The organism is Pseudoflavonifractor capillosus, assembly GCF_016899775.1.
GTDB lineage: Bacteria > Bacillota > Clostridia > Oscillospirales > Oscillospiraceae > Lawsonibacter.
Map to the genome: position 1 here is coordinate 1 of NZ_JACJJE010000160.1, position 404 is coordinate 404.

The 404-nt window shown below is 56.4% G+C and carries 1 protein-coding gene and 1 pseudogene; one reads left to right on the forward strand and one right to left on the reverse strand.

The window, feature by feature from the left end:
- Positions 1-230 (reverse strand): hypothetical protein (locus tag H6B31_RS17425; RefSeq protein WP_243419124.1); only part of this gene is annotated, 230 nt, incomplete at its 3' end.
- Here H6B31_RS17425 and H6B31_RS17430 point away from each other — a divergent pair.
- Positions 216-404 (forward strand): annotated as a pseudogene (locus tag H6B31_RS17430) (recombinase family protein); the annotation flags it as partial. The gene H6B31_RS17425 and the pseudogene H6B31_RS17430 overlap by 15 nt on opposite strands.

Sequence of the window (404 nt, forward strand, 5' to 3'; positions counted from 1 at the left end):
CCGGACAGCTGGACAAAGTCCTCATCCAAGATCACCACGAGGCCATTGTCAGCCACGAACTGTTCGATGCAGTTCAGTTGGAGTTGGCCCGGAGGAAAGCTCGTGAGGGCGGGACCAGGAGAAGCGCCCCCGCCGGTCTGCGGAAATACAGTGGGAAATATGCCCTCAGCAATCTGCTGTTCTGCGGTGAGTGCGGTACTGCCTATCGCCGGTGCATCTGGACCCAGCACGGGGAAAAGCGGCCTGTGTGGCGCTGTGTCAGCCGGTTGAGCTACGGAAAAAAATACTGCCTGCATTCTCCAACATTGGATGAAGAGCCGCTTCAAAAGGCAATTCTGGGAGCCATCAATGCATCTATGGACAACCGAACCGTGCTGGAAAGCCGAATCACGGCGGTTATGGAA